This window comes from Amycolatopsis sp. NPDC114478 (genome assembly GCF_055633805.1).
Genome location: NZ_JBVKDO010000018.1, coordinates 26,639 through 47,265, shown reverse-complemented (window position 1 = coordinate 47,265; position 20,627 = coordinate 26,639). Strand labels below are relative to the sequence as shown.

Annotated in this window: 19 protein-coding genes; 12 read left to right on the top strand and 7 right to left on the bottom strand. The window is 71.1% G+C overall.

Going from position 1 to position 20,627, the window contains the following annotated elements; all coding sequences use genetic code 11:
* Nucleotides 1-2: 2 nt before the first annotated feature.
* Nucleotides 3-1,742, top strand: a complete 1,740-nt coding sequence (locus tag ACZ7OH_RS37810; protein WP_470285262.1) for a GDSL-type esterase/lipase family protein — start codon at nt 3-5, stop codon at nt 1,740-1,742.
* A gap of 58 nt (nt 1,743-1,800) precedes the next feature.
* Here the strand turns inward: ACZ7OH_RS37810 and ACZ7OH_RS37805 are convergent, their stop codons facing one another.
* The 6 genes from ACZ7OH_RS37805 to ACZ7OH_RS37780 all read right to left on the bottom strand — a co-directional run bounded on the left by ACZ7OH_RS37805 (nt 1,801) and on the right by ACZ7OH_RS37780 (nt 8,922).
* Nucleotides 1,801-2,556 carry an ATP-binding cassette domain-containing protein gene (locus tag ACZ7OH_RS37805; protein WP_470285261.1) on the bottom strand — a complete coding sequence of 252 codons (756 nt, stop codon included), beginning with the start codon at nt 2,554-2,556 and terminating at the stop codon, nt 1,801-1,803.
* Nucleotides 2,553-3,521 (bottom strand): ABC transporter permease, encoded by a 969-nt coding sequence (locus tag ACZ7OH_RS37800; RefSeq protein WP_470285260.1) that lies wholly within the window; start codon nt 3,519-3,521, stop codon nt 2,553-2,555. The genes ACZ7OH_RS37805 and ACZ7OH_RS37800 overlap by 4 nt, the downstream gene beginning before the upstream one ends.
* A gap of 10 nt (nt 3,522-3,531) precedes the next feature.
* Entirely contained in the window at nt 3,532-4,560 is a 1,029-nt protein-coding gene (locus ACZ7OH_RS37795) for a substrate-binding domain-containing protein (protein WP_470285259.1), read from the bottom strand.
* Between the two features lie 297 nt (nt 4,561-4,857).
* The gene (locus ACZ7OH_RS37790; RefSeq protein WP_470285258.1) at nt 4,858-6,303 is read right to left on the bottom strand and encodes a non-reducing end alpha-L-arabinofuranosidase family hydrolase; all 1,446 of its coding nucleotides are present in this window, start codon (nt 6,301-6,303) and stop codon (nt 4,858-4,860) included.
* 93 nt (nt 6,304-6,396) lie between these two features.
* A complete protein-coding gene (locus ACZ7OH_RS37785; RefSeq protein WP_470285257.1) occupies nt 6,397-7,782 on the bottom strand; it encodes a glycoside hydrolase family 10 protein in 1,386 nt (461 codons plus the stop codon).
* 138 nt (nt 7,783-7,920) lie between these two features.
* Nucleotides 7,921-8,922 (bottom strand): PaaX family transcriptional regulator, encoded by a 1,002-nt coding sequence (locus tag ACZ7OH_RS37780; RefSeq protein WP_470285256.1) that lies wholly within the window; start codon nt 8,920-8,922, stop codon nt 7,921-7,923.
* A 119-nt stretch (nt 8,923-9,041) separates the two neighbouring features.
* Here ACZ7OH_RS37780 and ACZ7OH_RS37775 point away from each other — a divergent pair, with 119 nt between their 5' ends.
* From ACZ7OH_RS37775 to ACZ7OH_RS37730, 10 genes are read left to right on the top strand one after another with little or no spacing between them, the layout of a single operon-like run.
* Nucleotides 9,042-9,959 carry a transporter substrate-binding domain-containing protein gene (locus ACZ7OH_RS37775; protein ID WP_470285255.1) on the top strand — a complete coding sequence of 306 codons (918 nt, stop codon included), beginning with the start codon at nt 9,042-9,044 and terminating at the stop codon, nt 9,957-9,959.
* Nucleotides 9,956-10,831, top strand: coding sequence for an amino acid ABC transporter permease (locus ACZ7OH_RS37770; protein ID WP_470285254.1), 876 nt, complete (start codon nt 9,956-9,958; stop codon nt 10,829-10,831). Before ACZ7OH_RS37775 ends, ACZ7OH_RS37770 begins: the two co-directional genes overlap by 4 nt.
* Nucleotides 10,828-11,613 carry an amino acid ABC transporter ATP-binding protein gene (locus ACZ7OH_RS37765; protein ID WP_400891365.1) on the top strand — a complete coding sequence of 262 codons (786 nt, stop codon included), beginning with the start codon at nt 10,828-10,830 and terminating at the stop codon, nt 11,611-11,613. The genes ACZ7OH_RS37770 and ACZ7OH_RS37765 overlap by 4 nt, the downstream gene beginning before the upstream one ends.
* Nucleotides 11,610-12,749, top strand: a complete 1,140-nt coding sequence (locus ACZ7OH_RS37760) for a CapA family protein (protein WP_470285253.1) — start codon at nt 11,610-11,612, stop codon at nt 12,747-12,749. Before ACZ7OH_RS37765 ends, ACZ7OH_RS37760 begins: the two co-directional genes overlap by 4 nt.
* A complete protein-coding gene (locus ACZ7OH_RS37755; RefSeq protein WP_470285252.1) occupies nt 12,746-13,984 on the top strand; it encodes a CaiB/BaiF CoA transferase family protein in 1,239 nt (412 codons plus the stop codon). Before ACZ7OH_RS37760 ends, ACZ7OH_RS37755 begins: the two co-directional genes overlap by 4 nt.
* Entirely contained in the window at nt 13,981-14,991 is a 1,011-nt protein-coding gene (locus tag ACZ7OH_RS37750; RefSeq protein ID WP_470285251.1) for a 2-hydroxyacyl-CoA dehydratase, read from the top strand. The genes ACZ7OH_RS37755 and ACZ7OH_RS37750 overlap by 4 nt, the downstream gene beginning before the upstream one ends.
* The gene (locus ACZ7OH_RS37745) at nt 14,988-16,211 is read left to right on the top strand and encodes a 2-hydroxyacyl-CoA dehydratase (RefSeq protein WP_470285250.1); all 1,224 of its coding nucleotides are present in this window, start codon (nt 14,988-14,990) and stop codon (nt 16,209-16,211) included. Before ACZ7OH_RS37750 ends, ACZ7OH_RS37745 begins: the two co-directional genes overlap by 4 nt.
* Nucleotides 16,212-16,230: 19 nt before the next feature.
* Nucleotides 16,231-16,845, top strand: a complete 615-nt coding sequence (locus ACZ7OH_RS37740) for a hypothetical protein (protein ID WP_470285249.1) — start codon at nt 16,231-16,233, stop codon at nt 16,843-16,845.
* Nucleotides 16,842-17,231 carry a hypothetical protein gene (locus ACZ7OH_RS37735; RefSeq protein WP_470285248.1) on the top strand — a complete coding sequence of 130 codons (390 nt, stop codon included), beginning with the start codon at nt 16,842-16,844 and terminating at the stop codon, nt 17,229-17,231. Before ACZ7OH_RS37740 ends, ACZ7OH_RS37735 begins: the two co-directional genes overlap by 4 nt.
* Before the next feature lie 12 nt (nt 17,232-17,243).
* Nucleotides 17,244-18,623, top strand: a complete 1,380-nt coding sequence (locus ACZ7OH_RS37730; RefSeq protein WP_470285247.1) for a hypothetical protein — start codon at nt 17,244-17,246, stop codon at nt 18,621-18,623.
* A 1-nt stretch (nt 18,624) separates the two neighbouring features.
* Here ACZ7OH_RS37730 and ACZ7OH_RS37725 read toward each other — a convergent pair whose 3' ends face one another.
* Nucleotides 18,625-19,782, bottom strand: a complete 1,158-nt coding sequence (locus ACZ7OH_RS37725) for a mandelate racemase/muconate lactonizing enzyme family protein (RefSeq protein WP_470285246.1) — start codon at nt 19,780-19,782, stop codon at nt 18,625-18,627.
* A 73-nt stretch (nt 19,783-19,855) separates the two neighbouring features.
* Here ACZ7OH_RS37725 and ACZ7OH_RS37720 point away from each other — a divergent pair, with 73 nt between their 5' ends.
* Nucleotides 19,856-20,602, top strand: coding sequence for a FadR/GntR family transcriptional regulator (locus tag ACZ7OH_RS37720; RefSeq protein WP_470285245.1), 747 nt, complete (start codon nt 19,856-19,858; stop codon nt 20,600-20,602).
* The last annotated feature ends 25 nt before the right edge of the window (nt 20,603-20,627 follow it).

Here is a 20,627-nt window from a genome sequence, read left to right as displayed (position 1 = left end):
TCGTGAAGCGGATCCTGCTCGCCGCCCTGCTGGCCGCCGGGCTGCTCGTCCCGGCCGGGACGGCGGACGCGGCCGTCACCTACCCCGACCTCGCGTCGGCGTTCGACAACGCGAGTACCAGCCCGGCCGCCGCGCCGACGGCCGCCGACTTCGACGGCAGCGGGCACAGCCTCGTCGCCGAAGACCGCACCGCCGCGGGCTGGGACCGCGGGCGGGTCGTCACGGTCGACGGCGCGCCGCTGCGGCTGCCCGCCGCCGCGCTGGGGACCCCGGACAACGTCGTCGCCGACGGCCAGCGCGTCCGCGGCCGGTTCGCCGGTGCGGCGCTGTCGTTCCTCGTGACGAGCACGGGCGCCGGCACCGAAGGCACCGGGACGCTGGAGTACGCCGACGGGCACGTCCAGGACTACCGGCTGGACGTGCCCGACTGGATCGTCGGGCCGGGCAGCCGGCTGACCGTGGCGTTCCCGCGGTGGAACACCCCGGCCGGGCCGAGCGCGGTGCCCGCCAAGCTCTACACCGCCTCGATCCCGCTCGACGCGAACGTGCCGGTCACCGCGGTCACCCTGCCGAAGGTGAGCCCGGGCGGCGCCCTGCACGTGTTCTCCATCGGCACCCGGCCCGCGGCCGGTCCCTGGACGGCGACCTGGGCGACGGCGACGGACGACGGGCTCGCCGCCGGGCCGTGGACCGAGCGCACACTGCGGATGGTCGAGCACACCAGCCGCGGCGGCTCCGGCGTGCGGATCCGGCTGGACAACGCCTACGACCCCGGGCCGCTGGCCGTCGGCCACGCGACCATCGCCGTCCGGAGCGTCGGCGCGGTCCCGGTCCGCACCCCGGTGACGCTGACCTTCGGCGGGCGGCAGGAGACCGCGCTGCCCGCGGGCGGCCAGGCCGTCAGCGACCCGCTGCCGTTCTCCGTGCCCGCCGGCGCGGACCTGCTGGTGAGCCTGTACCTCAAGGGCACCGTGACGAACGCGCCCATGCACAGCGTCGCGCTGCAGGAGATGTACACCACGGCCGACGGCACCGGGGACCACACGGGCGACGGGGTCGCGTTCCCCTCCGCCGGCACGTTCGGCTTCTGGACGATCCTGGCCGGGATCGACGTGACCGGACCGGGTGGCACCGGCACCGTCGTCGCGTTCGGCGACTCGATCACCGACGGCTACTCGTCCACCCCGAACACGAACAGCCGCTGGCCCGACTTCCTGGCCCGCCGCCTGCCGGGCCGCGCGGTCGTGGACGAAGGCATTTCCGGCAACCGGATCCTGCAGGACGCCTTCAGCGGCTACCCCGACGGCCGCACCGCGGGGGTGAACGCCCTGGCCCGGCTGAACCACGACCTGATCAGCCAACCGGGCGCGCGGACCGCGATCGTCCTCGAAGGCATCAACGACATCAACAGCGGCACGGGCGCCGAGGACGTCATCGCCGGGCTGAAGCGGATCGCCGCCGGGCTGCACGCGGCCCGCATCCGGGTGCTGGCGGGCACGCTCACCCCGATCAAGGGGTGTTCGTGCAGCAGCGACGCGCACCTGGCGGCGCGTAACCAGGTCAACGCGTTCATCCGGGACAACGGCGGGGTGTTCGACGGCTGGGTCGACTTCGACGCGGCCGTCCGCGACCCGGCCGACCCGGAGACGATGCGCGCGGTGTACGACTCAGGTGATCACCTGCACCCGAGCGACGCGGGCTACGCGGCGATGGCCGCGGCCGTCCCGCTCGACCGGCTGTGACTCGGCGACTTCCAGATGTCGCCAGAACGAGGTGGTCCCCGACGTCGCACGACTCGTGCTAAACCCGGTACTCCGCGTTCACCAGTTCGAGCAGCTCCGCCACGGAGGTGTTCGCGGCCGGCTGGTCGAACGTGATCCGGCCGTGCTGCAACAGGTTCACCCGGTCGCACACGTCCATCACCTGTCCGTAGTTGTGGGCGATGAGGATGATCGCGATGTCGCCGCGCTGCTTCAGCTCACGCAGCAGGCGCAGGATCACCGCGCTCTCCTTGGCGCCCATCGCGGCGAGCGGTTCGTCGAGCAGCAGCAGCTTCGCCTTCGAATAGACCGAACGGGCCACCGCGATCGCCTGGCGCTGGCCGCCGGAAAGCATGCCTACCTCGGCCGTCACCGACGGGACCGTGATCCCGATCGAGTCCAGTGCCTCCCGGGCGCGGCGCTTCATCTCGCGGCGGCGCAGGAACGGGATCGGCCGGTGGGTCAGCTCTCGGTTCAGGTGCAGGTTCAGGTACACGGGCAGGTCGTCGACCATCGCCAGGTCCTGGAAGACCGTCTCGATGCCCAGCGCTCGCGCGTGCACCACGGACTTCAGCGTGGCCGGCTCGCCCTCGAACAGGATGCGGCCGGCGTCGGGCTGGTGGTAGCCGGTGAGGATCTTGATCAGGGTCGACTTGCCGGCACCGTTGTCCCCGATGAGCCCGAGGATCTCGCCCCGCCGCACGTGCAGGTTGACGTCCGCGAGCGCGCTCACCGGGCCGAAGCTCTTGCCGACGCCTTCGACCCGGATGACGTCGTCGCCGGGTTCGGTGGTCATGCCGGCTCCCGGGATCCGGCGCGTTTGCGCACGACGATCAGCGTCACGTTCAGCACCATCGCGAGCAGGATGGCGGCGCCGAGCACGACGTTGAACGCGTTGGCGCTGACCCCGGTCAGGTTGAAGCCGTCGAACACGATGCCGAGCAGCAGCGCGCCGAGGAACGCGCCGGCCACCGTGCCGGACCCGCCCAGCAGCGCCGTGCCGCCGATCACGGCCGAGGCGACGGCGAAGAACATCGTGGTGAAGCCGCCGTTGGTCGGGTCGTAGGAGCCGACCCGGGTGCCCTGCAGGATGCCGGCGAGCCCGGCCAGGGTGCTCGTGATCGCGAAGTTGACCACCTTCACCCGGTTGACCGCGATGCCGGACTCCGCCGCACCGACCGGGTTCCCGCCGGTGGCCTGGGTGTGGATGCCGAACCGGGACGCGGAAAGCACCACCTGCATGACGACGACGACCCCGATCGCCCACAGGAACTCGCTCCAGCGCGCCCCGCCGAAGACCTCGAGCACCGCGCTGTCCGTCGGTGCCGCGACGGGCCGGGCGTTGGAGATGATCAGGACCAGGCCCTGCAACAGGAACGCCATGCCCAGGGTGGTGATGAACGACGGGATCGTCAGCACCGTCCGGATGAGCCCGTTCACCACCCCGATCAGCGTGCTCACCGCGATCGCGCCGAGCAGGGCGAGCCACAGCGACCAGCCGTTGACGAACAGCTGCATCAGCATGAAGGGGGACAGGGTGAACACGAACCCCGCGGACAGGTCGATCTCGCCGCAGATCAGCAGCATCACCTGCCCGGCGGCGATGATCGACCACGGCGCGACGTACTGGGCGATCGTGCGGTAGTTGTCGAAGGAGTTGAACGCGTCGCTGGTCGCCGTGAAGTAGATCCCGGCGGCGATCGTGACCAGCAGGATGCTCAGCTCCTTGACCCGCATCACCCCGAGCAGCAGCCCTCTCACCGTCGCCCCGCTACCGGCTCAGCACCGACGCCGGCGGCAACGGGATCGAGGCGGGCATCGCGACGACGTCCTTCTTGTCGCCGCCTTCGAACCGGCTGTGGGCGGTCGCGTACGGGCCGACGTTCTCCTTGGTGACGAAGGTGAGGCCGGTGTCGGTGGCGGGCGGTGCCACCAGCGTCCCGGACAACCGGAACAGGTACAGGTAGAGCACCGACAGGAAGCCCTGCAGGTAGGGGGACTGGTCGATGGTGAAGTCGAGCGCGCCGCTCTGCACCCCGGCGACCGTGTCGTCGAGCAGGTCGAACCCGCCGCCGCCGATCTTGCCGGACAGCTTGCGGTCGGCGATGAGTTTCGCGCACGCGGCGGTACTGCCGGCGTCGACCGCGTAGATCCCCTTGACGCCCGGGTTTCCGGTGTAGGCGGCAGTCATCGCGTTGAGCTCGCCCGCCTGCTCGGCCCCGGTGTTGACCGACTGGACGCGCACGCCGGGCGCGGCCTGCTTGAGCGCGTCGGTGATGCCGTCCAGCCGCGGCTGGACGTTGTTGCCGCCCGGCTGCGCGATGCCGACGAGGATGTCGCCGGAGGTGATCTTCTGCGCGATCCGCTGTCCCATCCGGAAACCGGACAGGTAGAGGTCCTGGCCGACGTAGGTGAGCGGGTAGTTGCCGGCCGCGCTCGCGTTGTAGGCGAGCACGGGGATGCCCTGGCCGAGCGCGCGTTTGGTCAGGTCGACGAACGCGTTGTTGTCGGTCAGCGCGACGGCGATCCCGTCGGCCTTGCCGGTGATCGCGGTTTCCATGGCGCTCGCCATCTGGGCGACGTTGCCGTTTTCCGAGCCGGTCCACTGCGGCTCGGGCACGCCGAGCAACGCCGCGGCGTCGGCGAGCCCGGACCGGGTCGGGACGAAGAAGGAGTTCGTGGTGACGTGGTTGACGAACACGAACCGCCAGCCGGGCGTACCCGGAAACGGGCCGGAGCTCGCGTTGTTAGGTCCATTTTGGACACTGGTGCACGCGGACAGCAAGGCGGTCGCGGCCACCGCGCCACCGCCCAGTCCCAGTCGCTTCAGCGCCGTTCTGCGAGAAGTGGTCCCTGCTGCTGGAAACATTCGAGCGACCCCGCATTCATCTCAGCGGTGTACGTGGGTCATCGGCCGGTCGAGTCTATGCGTTCGGACGGAAGTGCGCGTTCCGGCATTCGGCGCAAATGCCGGAGGTCTTGACCGAATCCTCATGACGCCGTCAAGGAATTCTTCGTCGAATTCATCGACGGAATCGGTTTCGGGGTGCGCGCCGGTGAACCCCAGCCTTTGGGTGGCCGGGGTTCACCGAGCCGGTCAGCGCTGCAGTGTCAGCAGGCCCGGTCGCCAGGGCAGCTGGTCGTAGGCTCCGCCGGCGTTGGGGTCTTTGCCTTGGTAGAGGAGTTGGAGGTTGCAGGGGTCGACGGTCATGGTCTGGTCGGGGTTGGTGCGGACGAGGTCGCCGTGGCTGATGTCGTTGGTCCAGCTCGCGCCGCTGTTGGCCTTGCCCGCGAACGGGTTGCTTTCACTGGCGGCTTGCGGTGTCCACGAACCGCTCAGGCTGCTCGCCGTGAATGAACGGAAGTAGCGGCCGTTGGCGCCGATGGCTTCGACGATCATCAGGTACTGGTTCTGGCCTTGGACCTTGTAGACCTGGACGGCTTCGAACAGGTTGTTGGTGGAGTCGCTCATGACGGTGGTGTAGTTCGAGCCGAAGCTGCCGGGGAAGTTTCCGATGGGCATGCTCGCGCGGTAGATCTTGCCGTTGTCTCCGGCGAAGAAGAGGTACATGTTGGAGCCGTCGGCGATGAGTGTTTGGTCGATCGGGCCGGTGCCGGAGCCGGAGATGCTGCCGGTGAACAGTGGTTGCGGTGAGGACCAGCCGTTGGGGTTGGTGGGGTCGCTGGAGGTGCGGTAGATGAACGGCCAGGCGCCCCATTGGTAGGCGAGGACCCAGATGTTCTTCGGTGCGAAGTAGAACAGTGTGGGCGCCACCGTGGACTGGCTCATCCCGGTCTGACCGGCGGAAGCCATGTCGGACCAGTTGGTGAAGGGGCTGAAGGCCATGGAGCCGTAGGTGGATCCGGAGACGTTGGAGGCGTAGACGAGGTGTTTGCCGTTGTAGACGACGTTCGTGAAGTCCTTCAGCGACACCCACCCGTTCTTCGGAGTCGCGAGCACGCCCGTTGACGACCAGCGGTACGTCGACGGCAGTGCGCAGCTGCTGCCACCGCCGGTCGTGGTGGTCGTCGTCGTGGGTGTGGTCGACAGACCCGTCCACTTCTGGTTGCTGGCGCCGGTGCAGGTCCAGAGCTGCACGGCGGTGCCGTTGGCGGTGCCGGCGCCGGTGACGTCCAAGCAGAGCCCGGACTGCACGCCGACGATCGTGCCGTCGGAGTTCAGGCGCCACTGCTGGTTGGCGCCGCCGTGGCAGGTCCAGATCTGCACGCGCGTGCCGGCGGTGGTCGCGCTGCCCGGTACGTCCAGGCACTTGCTGCCGAAGACCGTCAGCTGACCGCTCGCCGTCGCCGTCCATTGCTGGCCGGTACCGCCCCAGCAGTCGTAGATCTGCAGGTACGTCCCGTCGGTCTGGGTCGCGTTCGGGACGTCCAGGCAGCGGCCCGACCCGACCCCGTGCAAGGAGCCGGCGACGTCGGCCGCGGCCGGGCCGGCGCCCAGCGTCACCGCCGACGCCACGGCCGCCGCGAACGTCGCCGCGGCGGCGAGCGCCGCGATCCTGCGGCTCTTACCTGCTCTGTTCATGATGACCTCTCTAGTATTGTTAGCGCTAACATTCTGCGACGGTCGAGAGGGCTCGTTCGCCGGTGTTACTCGGCGAACGAGCCCCTTCGCGGGTCAGGAAGCGCTGCAGCTGACGCTGGGCCAGTTCCAGTTCCCGTTGTGCTGGATGGTGACGCCCCAGTTGTTGCCGTTCCCGTTGGGGGTCGCGATGAGGACCTGGCTGCTGGGCCACGTCGCGTTGATGTTCCAGGTGGCACTGATCCGGGCCGGACTCGGCACGGTCATGGTGACCGTCCACGAACTGGCACCGCTGACCGAGACGTTGAGGTTGTACCGGTCGCTCCAGGACTGCCCGGCCGACAGCGCCGCGGTGCAGCTGCCGCCGCCCGGCGTCGTGGTCGGAGCCGTCGGTGTCGTCGGTGTCGTCGTCGGGTTCGTCGGCGTGGTGGTGGGTGTCGTGGTCGTCCCGCCGCCGGAGTTGAGGACGTTCAGCACCGAGTTGTACGCGGCCTTCTTGTTCCCGTTGCCGTCGAACAGAAGGGGGCTCTCGCTGGAGCGCCACGAGTCGCTGTCCCGCACACCCCACACGGTGATGCCGACGCAGCGCGCGACGTTCACGCACGCCTGGGTCAGCGCCGCGTACTGCGACGTGGACGCGTTCGTGACGTCGACCTCGGTGAGCGCCACGTCGACGCCGAGCGCCGCGAAGCTGGAGATCGTCGTCTGGAGGCTGCTCGGGACCGAGCTGCCGCCGGTGAAGTGGGCCTGCAGGCCGACGCAGTCGATCGGCACGCCGCGGGACTTGAAGTCCCGCACCATGTTGTACACGCCCTGGGTCTTGGCGTAGTTCCAGTTGTCGATGTTGTAGTCGTTGTAGCAGAGCTTGGTCGACGGGTCGGCCGCGCGCGCGGTCTTGAACGCGACCTCGATCCAGTCGTTGCCGGTGCTCTGCAGGTTCGACGAGCGGCGGCTGCCGTCTTCGTTGAAGGCTTCGTTGACCACGTCCCAGTAGGCGAGCTTGCCTTGGTAGTGGGCCATCACCTTCTGGATGTGGTTGATCATCGCGCTGCGGAGTGCGCTGCCGCCCATGCTCTGCATCCAGCCCGGCTGCTGGGCGTGCCAGGCCAGGGTGTGCCCGCGGACCTTGGCGCCGTGGCCGACCGCCCAGTTGTAGACCTGGTCGCCGGCGGAGAAGTTGAACTGGTTCTGGTTGGGCTCGGTCGCGTCGGGCTTCATCTCGTTCTCGGGCGTCACCATGGTGAACTCGCGTGCCGCGATCGTGGTGTAGGCCGAGTCCCCGAGCCTGCTCGCGGCGATCGCGGTCCCGAAGTACCGGCCGGACTGCGCGGCCGCGGCGCCCAACGTGCTGGCTGCGGCATCGGCGCCCGGTGCGGTGACCAGGACGGCGGCGGTCGCGGCGACGGTGGCCACTCCGGCCAGTGCCCTGGTGGCGGGGGATCGCCACCATCTGCTGCGCGGGCTCGGCGAACTTCCTGGCATGGGTGGTCTCCTTAACGGCACGCATCGACGTTGTTGCTTACCGTCAGCAGAAGAACACGGGTCCGAGCCGGTCCGCAAAGAGTTTCGATCGACTTTCGAGCCCAGGTGGCCGTGCGGCCGACGCGGGAAGTGCCGCCCTTACCGGCGCCGCGCGTCGTCCAAGCGGCGGGCCTCGGCCGCCTGCTCGAACGGCGTGTCGCCCGCCGGGTGGCGATCGCCCAGCCCGGCGAACAACGCGGCCACCTTGACCGAGTCGTGGTGGGACGCGAGCTCGGCCAGCGCGGGGTCCGTGGCGGCCAGCACCTGGCGGAACCGGATCTCCGCGAGCGGGCCGAGCCGGTCGTAGATCTGGAGGAACACCTTCTGGGCCCGGTCGCGCGCCCAGTCGGCGGGCAGCAGGTCGGCGGGCAGGTCGGGGTCGCTCTCCGGGAACCGGCGCCAGTCCACGCGCAGCTCGGTGCGGGTGCGGAACGCCTGCGCCGGGCTGATCAGGCCGGCGTCCAGGCCGGTGAGGACCCGCTCGTACCGCTCGACGAACTGCTCGTACTCGCGGGCCAGCGGGCCGAGGTCGAACGCCGTGACCGCGGCGGCCGACCCGGGGACCTCGGTGGCGCGGAAGACCGTGGCGCTGCGGAGGCCGAGCTCGTCCAGGGCCGCCAGGGCCGGGCCGGTCAGATCGTGCGGGCTGACCCACACGCCGTCGTAGAGCGCGGCGAAGCGCAGGACCCGCAGCCGCGACCGCAGCGCCGTGCGCAGCCCGCGGTCCTGCTCCGGCACGGAAAAGGTGACCACGGTCCACCGCCCGTCCCACTCGGGCGCAGTCGTGCCGAAGGTCAGCATCCGGTGCGTGCGCTCGATGATCACCTCGGACGTGCGCGCGGGGATGCCGTACGCCGTCGTCCGCCCGCTGCGCGACACGGTGAGCAGACCGCGGGCGGCGAGGCGGCGGATCGCCGCCCGCGCGCTCGCCGGGCTGATGTCGAACTCGCCGAGCAGCTCCACCAGGGCGGCCGAGGGGATGTGCTCGTCGCGCCAGTACCAGAAGTCGCCGAGCAGGGACGTCAGCAGCAGCTGCGGTTCGGCTCCCTGCTGGGCGCGGGGCAGCGGGCCCGTCATCGCGCGCTCACCGCCGGTGTCCATGGCCTCCATGGTGTCAGTGCGGTCCGGCCGGGCGCATCGAGGGGTTGAATCACGCGACACATCATGCGACGATCGGCACCCGATTAGCAACCTATTGCCTTCCGCAGGAAGTAACCGACATGGGTTTCTCACTTCGCCAATGGCGTCGAAGCACGCTCGCCGCGGTCGCCGCCGGACTCGCGCTGGCCGGGTGCACGGTCGACGACGGCCCGGCCGCGGCGCCCACCGCCGCGGCCCTGAGCGCCGACCAGGCGCTGCACGACCAGCTGCCGCAGGCCGTCAAGGACTCCGGTGTCCTGCGGTTCGCCGGCGACTCGCACCCGCCGTACCGCACCGTCGGCCCGGACGGGAAGACGGTCACCGGCATCGACAACGACTTCCAGCAGGCGCTCGGCCAGCTCTTGGGCGTGCGCACGGAAACCACGATCGTCAGCGGTCTGCCGGCCGCGCTGCAGGGCATGCTCAGCGGCCGCTACGAGGCCTTCAACGGGCCCGTCAAGGCCACGGCCGAGCGCGAGAAGCAGTTCGACACCGTCACCTGGATGACCACGCGCACCTCCTACGTGGTCCCCGAAGGCTCCGGTGCCGGCATCAAGCAGGCCGCCGACCTGTGCGGCAAGCGCGTCGCGGTGGTCACCGCCAGCGTCGTGGAGGACCAGCTCGCCAAGTTGTCGGCGTTCTGCGAAAAGCAGCAGCGCCCGGCCGTCCAGGTGGTCGGGCTCGACGACACCAACGCCACCCTGCTGGCCGCGAAGTCCGGTCGCGCCGAGGCCGCCGGTATGACGCAGGCCGCGGCGATCGACGTCACGACCCAGCAAAAAGGACAGTACGAATACGTGACGCAGACCGAGGAACAGGGCGCCACGAAGGACAACCTCGCGCTCTACACGCCGAAGTCCGGCAAGCTCGGCCCGGTCCTGCAGAAGGCGTTCCAGGAGCTGTTCCGCAACGGCACCTACGCTCGGATCATGCGGCAGTGGGGGCTCCAGGACGTCACGGTCCCGCAGCCGCTGTTCGACGCGGCGTCCGCGAAATGACCGCCGTGTCCACTGTGGAGGAACCGACGGCGGTCGGTGACGACGTCGCCGGAGCCCGCGGCCGGTTCCGCCCGCTGCGCTGGCTGTTCGTGCTCGTGCTGGTGGTGCTGGCCGCGCAGCTGGCCGTCTTCCTGGCCGGCAACTCCCGGTTCCAGTGGGACGTCGTAGCGAAGTACCTGTTCGAGAAGAGCGTCATGGCCGGGCTGGGCACCACGGTGCTGCTCGCGGTCGCGGCGATGGTGCTCGGCTCGCTGGCGGGCGGGGTGGTCGCGGCGATGCAGCTGAGCGGGTTCGGGCCCGCCCGGTGGGTGGCGACGCTGTGGGTGGGGCTCTTCCGCGGCATCCCGCCGCTGGTGCAGCTGATCTTCTGGTTCAACCTCGCCTACCTGCTGCCCAAGCTGTCGCTCGGCATCCCGTTCGGCCCGGTCTTCGGGACTTGGGACGCCAACACCGTCATCACGCCGCTGACCGCCGCGGTGATCGGCCTGTCGCTCGTGGAATCGGCCTACCTGGCGGAGATCTTCCGCGCCGGGGTGTCGTCGGTCGATCCGGGTCAGCGTGACGCGGCCCGCGCGATGGGGTACCCGCCGGGGCAGACGCTGGTGCGGATCGTGCTGCCGCAGGCGATGCGCGTGATCATCCCGCCCGCGGGCAGCCAGTTCATCAACGTGCTCAAGGGCACCGCGCTCGTGTCGGTGATCGCGATGTCGGACCTGCTGCACTCGGTGCAGGTCATCTACAACCGCACCTACGAGATCGTGCCGATGCTGCTGGTGGCCTGCTTCTGGTACCTGGTCGTGGTCACCCTCCTGACGGCCGGGCAACGCCGGCTGGAACGCCGCTTCTCCCGTGGCCACCGGAGCGTCCGATGAGCGCGCCGGTGCTGCGGATCCACGACGTCCGCAAGGAGTTCGGCGCGGTGACCGCGCTGGCCGGGGTCAGCCTCGACGTGCACGAAGGCGAGGCGGTCGTGGTGATCGGGCCGTCGGGGTCGGGCAAGTCGACGCTCGTCCGCTGCGCCCACCAGCTCGAGCCGATCGACGGCGGCGCGATGTACCTCGACGGCGAGCTGCTGGGCCACCGCCGGTCGCCGGGCGGCCTGCGCCCGCTGACCGAGCGGCGGATCGCCGCGCAGCGGCGCCGGATGAGCATGGTCTTCCAGCAGTTCAACCTGTTCCCGCAGTTCACCGTGCTGCGCAACGTGACCGACGCGGCCGTCCGCGTCCACGGCCGTGATCGGTCCACAGTGGAGCGAGAGGCCCGGGAGCTGCTCGAGCGCATCGGCCTGGCCGGGCGCGAGGACCACTACCCGCGGCAGCTGTCGGGCGGCCAGCAGCAGCGCGTCGCCATCGCCCGGGCCGTCCTGGTCCGGCCGCGGATCATGCTGTTCGACGAACCGACCAGCGCCCTCGACCCGGAGCTGGTCGACGAGGTCCTGGCCGTGCTCCGCAACCTCGCCGCGGCGGGCACGACGATGGTCGTCGTCACCCACGAAATGGCGTTCGCGCGCGAAGTGGCCGACCGGTGCGTGTTCATGGAAGCGGGCCGGATCGTCGAGGAGGGCCCGCCGGCCGAGCTGTTCACCCGGCCGCGCACCGACCGGCTGCGTGCCTTCCTGTCCCGCCATCTGTCCGAAAAGGAGGGTGTCTCGTGATCACTGTCGGCGCCGTCGGCGACCTCATCCTGGACGAGCCCGACCCGGAGTTCTTCCTCGCCCCGGCCGCGCCGGTGCTGAAGGGGATGGACCTCGCGATCGGCCACGTCGAGGTCCCGCACTCGACCACGGCGGTCCAGCACAGCACCGACGTCCCCGCCCCGCCCGCGGACCCCGCGGCACTGAAAGCGGTGGCCGAGGCCGGGTTCGAGGTGGTCACCCTGGCGGGCAACCACGTCATGGACGCCGGTGACGGGGGAATGGCCGACACCATCGCCTACTCCCGCGCGGCAGGCATGCAGACGACCGGTGCCGGGCAGGACCTCGCGCAAGCCCGGCGGCCGGCGATCGTCGAACGCGGTGGCCTGCGCGTCGGCGTGCTGTCGTACAACTGCGTCGGCCCGCGCGAATCCTGGGCCACCTCTCGCAAACCCGGCTGCGCGTACGTGCACGTCCTCACCCACTACGAACTCGACCACGCGAGCCCGGGCGGACCGCCGAAGATCTACACCTTCGCCGATCCGGACAGCCTGGAGGCGATGGCCGAGGACGTGCGCCGGTTGCGGGCCGAGGCCGACGTCGTGCTCGTGTCGCTGCACAAGGGCGTCGGGCACACCCCGGTCGTCGTCGCGATGTACGAGAGCCCGGTCGCCCGCGCGGCGATCGACGCCGGGGCCGACGCGGTGTTCTCCCACCACCCGCACATCATGCGCGGCATCGAAGTCCACAGAGGACGGCCGATCTTCCACGGTCTCGGCAACTTCGCCACCGTCACCCACGCCTTGACGCCGGGGGCGGGCGTGGGTGCGGACGAACTGCGCGCGTGGGCCGAGCGGCGCACCAAGCTCTACGGCTTCGCCCCCGACCCGGACATGCCGTTCTTCCCGTTCCACCCCGAAAGCCGCAACACCGCGATCGCCTTCTGCCGCTTCGACGAGACCGGGCTGCGCGAAGCCGGGTTCGTGCCCTGCTGGATCGACGACCACGGCCGGCCGGTCCCGGTCGGCGGCACGCCGGAAGGCGAGGCCGTGACCAAGTACGTCGAGGACATCACCCGCGGAGCGAACCTCAACGGCCGGTTCACCACCCGCGGCACCGAAGTGCTCGTCGCTCTCTCCGAAGGGATTTCCGCATGACCGACCAGCCACTGGCCGGCCGCACCGTCGTCGACCTGACCACCGCGCTCGCCGGCCCGTACGCGACGCTGCTGCTCGCCGGGCTCGGCGCCACCGTCATCAAGGTCGAGAACCCGGCCACAGGCGGGGATTCTTCGCGCAACAACGCGCCCTACGTCGGCCGTGACGGGCTGAACCTCTCCCGTAAGCACGAGGACGACCTCTCGGTGTCGATGCTGCTGCGCGGCCGCAACAAGCTCAGCGTCACCCTCGACCTGAAGAACCCGCGGTCCCGCGCGGTGTTCACCGACCTCGTCCGCGACGCCGACGTGCTCGTCGAGAACTACAGCCCCGGCGTCACCGACCGGCTCGGCATCTCCTACGACCACGTCCGGGAGATCAACCCGCGGCTCGTCTACACCTCGATCAGCGGGTTCGGCGCCCAGGGCGGCCCGGGGTCGGGCAAGGCGATGGACTCGATCATCCAGGCGCTGAGCGGCGTGATGATGACCGCCGGCGAGCCCGACGAGGGCCCGGTCCGCTTCGGCCTGCCGATCGGCGACCTCCTCGCCCCGCTGTTCGCCGTGGTCGGCACGGTGTCCGCGCTGCTGCAGGCCGAGCACACCGGTGAGGGCCAGCACGTGGACGTCTCGATGCTCGGCGCGCTGACCTCGCTGGTCGCGTGCGAGCCCTTCGACGCCTTCGACGCGGTCGGCCTGCCCCAGCGCACCGGGTCGATGGTGCCCCGGCTGGCTCCCTTCGGGATCCTCCCGGCTCTGGACGGCTACCTCGCTCTCTGCGCGCCCACCGACGCCTTCGCCCACGGGGTACTCCGGGCGATCGGCCGGCCGGAACTGGCCGAGGACGACCGCTACCGCACGCGCGACCAGCGGGTCCGAGCCGCGGACGAGCTGCACGGGCTCATCCGCGAGTGGTGCCGCGTGCGGCCCCTGAAGGAGATCCTCGCCGCCTTCACCGCCGAAGGGGTGCCCGCGGCCGAGGTGCGGGAGCCGCGTGAGGCGCTACGCGACCCGCTGGTCCTGGCGCGCGAGGAGGTCGTCCCGCTGCGGCACCCGCGGCACGGCGACGTGGCCGACCTGGCCGGGACCGGGGTGCCGATCCGGTTCTCCGCGGCCCACGTCTCCCTCGACCGGCCCGCGCCGGACCTGGGGGAGCACAACGAACACGTCTACCGCGAGCTGCTCGGCTACACCGAAGAGCAGCTGGCGGACCTCGTGGCGGAGGCGGTCATTTGAGCACCGTCGGGTACGTCGGCGCCGACGTCCCGGTCGAGCTGATCACCGCGGCGGGACTGCGGCCCCTGCGGCTGACCGGGAAGCCGGGCGAGGACCGCACGCTCGGCGACCGCTACCTCGGCCGCGGGGTGGATCCGGTCGCCCGGTCGATCCTGACGCGGATCCTCACCGAGGACTACGGCCCGCTCGAGGCCATCGTGGTCTCCCGCGACTGCGAAGCGTCGTTGCGCCTGTTCTACGCTTTGCGCGAGCTGCACCGCGTCGAACCGGCGCTGGGGCTGCCGCCGGTGCGCCTGGTGGACGTGCTGCACCTGCCGCACCACACGACCACCCGGTACGTCCACGCGAAGATCGCCCAGCTGCGCGAGTGGCTGGGCCGGTGGCGGCCCATCGGCGACGACGACCTCGCCGCGGCCGTCACCGCGCACGACACGCTGCGGCGATCGCTCGGGCGGCTCGCCGACCTGCGCCGGGCGAACCGGCTGAGCGGCACCCGGTTCCTCGAGGTCGTCGCCGCGACCACGGCGTTGCCGGTCACCGAAGCCATCGCGCTCGTCGACGGCGTATCCGCCGACCCGCGTGAGACCGAAGGGGTGCGGCTGTTCCTCACCGGGAGTTCCCACGACTGCCCGGACGTGTACGAAGCATTGGAGCGCAACGGTTTCCTCGTCGTGGGGGAGGACCACGACTGGGGCGAACTGCTGTTTGCGCGCACGTGCGCGGCACCGACGGAACTCGCGCTGGCCGAGCGTTACCAGTACAACGGCCCGTCCGCGCCGCGCGCCTCGATCCGGCAGCGCGCCGCGCACACCGCCGCGGCCGCCCGTGCTTGCGGTGCGGAGGTCCTGCTCTCCTACGCGCGCGTCCACGACGACGCTCCGCCGTGGGACTTCCCGGAGCAGCGGGCCGCGACGGGACTGCCGGCGGTTCTGGCGGAGCGTCAGCCGTACGGCGAGCTGGCTCCCGAGACGCTGGCGGCGCTCGTCCCGGCCGGAGCGGCGGCATGACGGCCCGGCTGGCGTCGGCGACCACCGCGACCGCCTACCAGCGCGACTGGTTCGCCCGGGTGCGCGACGAGGGTGGCCCGCTGGCGCTGGTGAACGCGGACGCGCCCCAGGAGATCTTCCGCGCGATGGGCATCCCCTACGTGGTCAACCAGTGGTGGGCCTCGATCGTCGCGGCGAAACGCCAGACCCAGCGCTACCTCGGCCTGCTGCGCGAACGCGGCTACCCCGACTACGTCGAGCAGTACAGCGCCACCTCGCTGGCGTCGACGTTCGAAGACGACCCCGTCCAGGCGCCGTGGGGTGGCCTGCCGACGCCGTCGATCGTGCTCGGCGAGACGACCGGGGACGCGTCCCGCAAGATCTTCGACGTCTGGGACGCCCAGCCCGGCGTCACGTACTACCCGCTGGAAAGCGCGGCGGAGAACGAGGTTCCGGAGCGGTGGTGGGAGCTGATGCCGCACCGCTGGGAGGAGGCGATCGGCGGCGACCGCCTCGACCTGCTGACCGGCGAGCTGACCGGGCTCATCCGGTTCCTCGAGCAGACCACCGGCCGCGTGTTCTCCGAGACGCGCTTCCGCGAGGTCCTGGACCTGGTCAACGAGCAGCAGGAGTGGAACCGCCGCACCCGCGACCTGATCGCCGCCGCCCGGCCGTGCCCGATCGCCGTCACCGACGGCATCCCGAGCGTCATGGTGCCGCAATGGCACCGCGGCACCGAGTGGGCGCGTGACGCGGCGCGCGCGTTCCACGACGAGGTGCGCGACCGGGTCGACGCCGGCGTCGCGGCGTGCCCGGACGAGCGGCTGCGGCTGATGTGGATCGGCCGCGGGCTGTGGTTCGACCTCGAGTTCTACCGGCGGTTCCAGGAGTCGCACGGCGCGGTGTTCGTGTGGTCGATGTACCTCGCCATCGCCGCCGACGGCTACCTGCGCTACGGCGACGACCCGCTGCGCGCGCTGGCCGCCCGTTTCGCCGCCTTCAGCGACCAGCTCTACACGCCGCCGTGGTCGGCGGAGTGGTACGTCAAGGAAGCCCGGCACCACGGCGTCGACGGCGTGGTCCACCTCGTGTCCGACGACGCCCGCGGCGGCTACTTCACCACCCGCGCCCTGCGCGCGGCCGGCATCCCGGTGCTGGAGCTGCACGCGGACAACGTCGACGCCCGCACGGGGGCCGACCTGAGCGCGCGGATGACCGCGTGGCTCGACGAGCTGACCTGACCGTCCGGAAAGGATCCCCGTGAGATCGCCACTTCGCCGACGTTGTCGAAGCACGGTCCTCGCCGCCGCCATCGGGCCGGCCGCGCTGCCGCAGGCGGGACGCACCTGGCTCAAGCCCGCCCTCGTCGCCGCCGCGACCGCGCTCGTCGCGGTGACCGCCGCGACGGTGCCCGGCTCTCCCGGCGCCGACGTCGCGGCCGCCCCCGCGCCGCCCGCGGCCGCGGTGTTCCACCCGGTGGTCCGCGAACCCGCGGCCCGGACGGGGGACTACGCCGCCGAGTACACCGTCTACCGGCCCGCCGACCCGGACCGGATGCGCGGGCGCCTGCCGGTCGTGGTGTTCGGCAACGGCGCGTGCCGGCACACGAGCAACGACGAGCTGCTCACCCTGGAGACGCTGCTCGCCGCGCACGGGTTCGTCGTCGTGGCCATCGGCGGGTTCGACGAGCCCGCCCTGACCGAGAACGGCAGCCCGGAACCGAAGGCGATCCTCGACGCGATCACCTGGGCGGAACGGGAGAACGACCGCCGGGGAGTGCGCTGCGGACCAAGCTCGACACCCACCGGATCGGCGTGGCCGGGCACTCCTGCGGCGGCATCGAGGCCCTCGTCGCCGGGGCGGACCCGCGGGTGAAGTCGGTGCTTTCGCTCGACAGCGGATTCTTCGCCGACGGCACCCTCGGTTACGGCCGGGAGAACCTGCGGAAGCTGCACACGCCGGTCCTGTTCGCCGACGGCGGTCCCGCCGACGTCGCCTACCCGAACAGCGGGGCCAACTACGACCTCGTCACCGTCCCCGCGGTCCGGGTCACCAACCCCGCCGCCGGGCACACCGGGTTCGTCTACGGCCAGCGCGACGGCAACCCCGACCCGAGCGTCCGCGAAGAAGCGGTGCGGGTGCTCGTCGACTGGTTCGACTTCACCCTCGACGGCAACCGCACCGCGCGCGGCTCCTTCCTCGGCGCGGGGTGCGGGCTGTGCACCACGCCGGGCTGGACCGTCACCGCCAAGAACTTCTGACAGGAGCGATTCATGCGTCCCAGGATCACCGCACTGGCCGCGATCGCGGTCCTCTTCGCGGGCCTACCGGCGACCGCCCAGGCGGCGGAGACCGGGAAACCGTGCCCGGACCCGGTCTCGGCGGCGAGGTGCACTGATGGGCACTTGACCGACGGCACGCCGTACGCCTTCGCCAAACCGGCGCGGTGGAACGGGGCCGTGCTGGTCGACCTCGACTTCGCCGCGGGCGGCCCGAGCGCGCTCACGGTGAGCCTGCTGGAGCGCGGTTACGCGGTGGGCGGCACGACGCGCACGGTCACCGGCTGGAACATCGCCGGAGCCATCGACAACCAGGCCGAGGCGCTCGATCGCTTCGAAGCCGCATTTGGCCGCGCTCGGTACGGGATCGCCGAAGGCCGCTCGATGGGCGGGATGGTCGCCGCGGGAGTGGCGCAAGTGCACCCGGACCGCTTCGACGCGGCCGTCCCGATGTGCGGCGGGCTCGGCGGCGCGGTGGGGCAGTGGAACCAGAAGCTCGACACCGTCTTCACGCTGAAAACGCTGCTGTTCCGCGACTCGGCCCTGCCGGTCACCGGCATCCCCGCCGACGTCCCGGGAACCCAGCAGCAGTGGGTTTCGGCGGTGACGTCGGCCCAGGCGACGGCGGCGGGCCGGGCGCGGATCGCGCTCGCGGCGGCGATCGGCCAGCTGCCGGGCTGGGGCCTGGCCGCCGACGGCACGACGACCCCGGTCCCGGACGGCCGCGACGCCGACGGCGTCGAGCGGGGCATGTTCCTGGCGCTCGCGGGCGGCCCGCTGCCGTACCTCGGGCAGGCGGTCAGCAGCCGCCGCGCGATCGAACAGCTGGCGGGCGGGAACCCGTCGTGGAACACCGGAATCGACTACGCCCACCAGCTCACGATGGCCGCGCCGGAGCAGCAGGACGCCGTCCGCCGGCTGTACGCGCGGGCGGGGCTCGACCTGCGCGCCGACCTCGGCCGGCTCGCCGCCGGACCCCGCGTGGCCGCCGATCCCGCCGCCGTCCGCTACCTCGAGCGCGGCATCGTGTTCACCGGCGACCTGCGGATCCCGGTGCTCACGGTCAACGGCACCGGCGACCAGATCTCGACCGTCGCCCAGCAGCGGTCCTACGGCGCCCTGGCCGCCCGGGCGGGCACCGCGTCGCTGCTGCGGCAGACGTACGTCGAGACTGCCGGGCACTGCACCTACACCACCGGCGAACAGCAGGCGGCGATCGACCGGATGCTCACGCGGCTGCGGACCGGGCACTGGCCCGATACCGCACCGCGGAGGATGAACCGGCTGGCGACGGCCGCGGACGGCGTGCCGGGACGGTACCTGCCTTACACACCGCCGCGGTTCAACCGGGCGTACCCCGCCGTCGGCGGGTGAGTCACTCGAACACCCCGTAGCCCGCGACGGCGTGCTTCCGGACGCCGTCCATGTCGAGCTCCACCCCGATGCCGGGGGCGTCGGGCAGCGTGATGTAGCCGTCCTTGACGATCGAGCCACTCCCGTCGGGGGCGTGGACGTAGCTGTCCCACACCGCCCGCTCCTCGAGGGCGTGCCATTCCTGGACGAGGAAGTTCGGGATCGCGCCGCACTGGTGCGACGTCGCCATCGTGCCCAGCGGCGTCGACACCAGGTGCGGGGCGAACGGGATGTAGTGCAGCTCCGCGAGGTTGGCGATCTTCTTGGCCTCGGCGAGGCCCCCGCACTTCGGCACGTCCGGCTCGATGACGTCCACGGCGCCGCGTTCGAGCAGCTCGCGGAATCCCCAGCGCAGGTAAAGGTTTTCTCCCGCGCAGATCGGCGTGCGGGTCTGCTCGCGCACCCGGACCAGCGCGTCGACGTTCTCCGCCGGCAGCGGTTCTTCCAGCCACATCAGGCGGAACGGCTCCAGCTCCCACGCGATCCGGCACGCGCTCGGCACGTCGTAGCGGGCGTGGAGGTCGATGGCGAGGTCGACGTCCGGGCCGATCGCGGCCCGGACGGCGGCCACGCGCTCGACCATCGAACGCAGCTCGGCGGCGTTGACCGTGTGGTTGAAGGCGTCGAACTTGGCGGGGTGGTGCAGGTCGTCGATGTCGAACTTGAGGGCGGTGAAGCCTTCGGCGACCATTCGCTGGGCGCGGTCGACGCACCCGGCGACCGAGCCCGCGGGGTCGTCGCCGTCGCCGCAGTCGGCGTAGAGGCGGATCTTGTCGCGGAACTTCCCGCCGAGCAGCCGGTGGACCGGCTGGCCCGCGGCCTTGCCCGCGAGGTCCCACAGCGCGAGCTCGATGCCGGACAGGGCGATCACGAACACCCCGCTCTGCGCGCCCGCGAAAACCTTGCTGCGGCGCAGTTTCTCCCAGCACCGCTCGACGTTGCGCGGGTCCTCGCCGAGCAGGAGCGGGGTCAGGGAACCGATCATCCCGACGACGGCGCCCGCGCCCGCGTCGGGATTGGCCTCGCCGAACCCGCTGAGGCCCTCGTCGGTGTCGATCCGCACCAGGGTGGCCTCACCGTGGTAGGCCACCACCGCCGTCGTGACGTTCACGATCCGCATTGCTCTCCTGCCGCTGGGTAGTGCCGAAGAACGGGACTGTCGCGAGGTCCAACTTGTCCTATAAGCTGATGACATGCCAAGGAGACAAGAGTCTCCGGACGCTGTCAAGGTCCGGACCCTCCCGGTACAGGTGGCGGCCCACCTGACCCGGCGCATCGTCAGCGGTGCCGTCGAGGACGGCCGGGCCCCGTCGGAACTCGAGATCTCGACTGAGTTCGGCGTCTCCCGGGTGGTGGCGCGGGAGACGCTCAAGATCCTCGCCTCGCTCGACATCGTCGACGTCGCGCAGGGCCGCCGCGTCGTCGTGCGCCCCCGCGCCGAGTGGGACTACCTGAGCCCGTTGCTGATCGAGTGGCTGCCCGCGGAGATCGTCGAAGAACTGCTGCAGGAACTGCACCAGATGCGCGCACTGCTCGAACCCGAACTGGCCGCGATGGCCGCGGCGAGCATCACCGACGAGACGCTGGAGCGGCTCCGGGGCGAGATCGGCCGCATGGCGGCGCTCGAGGCGGACCCCGAGGCCTACCTCGAGGTCGACCACGAGTTCCACATGGAGATCTGCCGGGCGGCCGACAACCGCATCCTCGACCGGATCATGTACTCCGCGCGCTGGCTCGGCACGGCCAGCCGGCGCGTCACCAACGAGGCGCCCGCCGGGCTGCACCGCGCCACCGCCCAGCACACGGAGATCTACGAGGCGCTCGTGGCGCGCGACCCGGCAGCGGCCCGCGCGGCGATGCGCAACCACCTGAGCAACAACTACTCCACGCTCGTCGCGGAGAAGAAGCAGCGAAGCAAGCGGGCCGCCAAGCGGCGTTAGCACACGGCACGACCGAGTTCCGCCA